1 protein-coding gene is annotated in these 1,227 nt (G+C 72.1%); it reads right to left on the bottom strand.

What is annotated here, in order from left to right; genetic code table 11:
• Positions 1-1,227: beta-ketoacyl synthase N-terminal-like domain-containing protein (locus ACFVH0_RS40490; RefSeq protein ID WP_385828436.1), on the bottom strand; the 1,227-nt coding region annotated here is incomplete at both ends.

Below are 1,227 nucleotides of genomic sequence, written 5' to 3'. Positions count from 1 at the left end.
ACCAGCGACGCGGAGCACGCCGTGTCCACCGTCACCGCCGGCCCCTCAAGACCGAACGTGTACGAGATCCGACCCGACACCACACTCGCCGCATTGCCGGTGCCGACATGTCCCTCGGCGCTGTCCGGGGACGCGAGCAGCAGACCCGTGTAGTCCTGGCCGTTCGTGCCGGTGAACACACCGGTACGGCTGCCACGGACCGACGCCGGGTCGATCCCGGACCGCTCGAACACCTCCCACGAGGTCTCAAGCAGCAGTCGCTGCTGGGGATCCATAGCCAGGGCCTCGCGCGGCGAGATCCCGAAGAAGACCGGGTCGAATTCCCCGGCATCGTGCAGGAATCCGCCCTGGTCGACGTACGAAGCCGCTTCCCGCTCGCGGGACGGGTCGTAGAGCCGCTCCAGGTCCCAGCCACGGTCCACCGGGAATCCGGAGACCGCGTCCGCCCCGGACACCAGCAGTTCCCACAGGTCCTCCGGCGACCGCACGCCGCCCGGGTAGCGGCAGCTCATCCCGACGATCGCGATGGGGTCGTCCCCGTCGACGGAGCCGCCCGTGGCTGCCGGAACACTCGCGGCCCGTGCCTGGGAGCCCAGCAGTTCGTCCCGTACGTGCTCGGCCAGAACGGACGGGCTCGGGTAGTCGAAGACGAGGGTCGCGGGCAGCGAGAGCCCCGTCTCGCCCGCCAGTGCGTTGCGGAACTCCACCGCCGTGAGCGAGTCGAAGCCCAGCTCCCGGAAGGTCGCCGTCTCACCGATGGCACCGGCACCGTTGTGCCCCAGCACCACCGCGGCCTGCGCCCGGACGACCCCCAGCAGCAGTCGCAGCTGTTCGGCCCCGGTCAGGCCGGTCAGCCGACCACGCAGCGCCGATTCGGCACCCGCCGACTCCGTAGCGGCGGCCGTCTCGGCGAGCCGCTGGTTCTCGGGCAGGTCACCCAGCAGCGGGCTGGGCCGCAGTGCGGTGAAGGGCGGTACGAAGCGCGCCCAGTCCACGTCCGCGACGGCCACACATGTCTCGTCCAGCGCCAGCGCCTGGCCGATTGCCGTCACGGCCGCATCCGGGGCCATGGCCGGCAGACCACGTCGGCTCAGCTCCGCCGCCATCTCGTCGTCCGCCATGCCGCCTTCGGCCCAGGGGCCCCAGGCGATCGAGGTGGCGACCCGGCCACGGGCCCGGCGCTCCTGGGCCAGGGCGTCGAGGTAGGCGTTGGCGGCGGCGTAACCC

Origin of the sequence: Streptomyces sp. NPDC127117 (assembly GCF_042677325.1) — a bacterium.
Taxonomy (GTDB): Bacteria; Actinomycetota; Actinomycetes; order Streptomycetales; family Streptomycetaceae; genus Streptomyces.
This window is presented reverse-complemented; position numbering and strand designations above follow the sequence as displayed.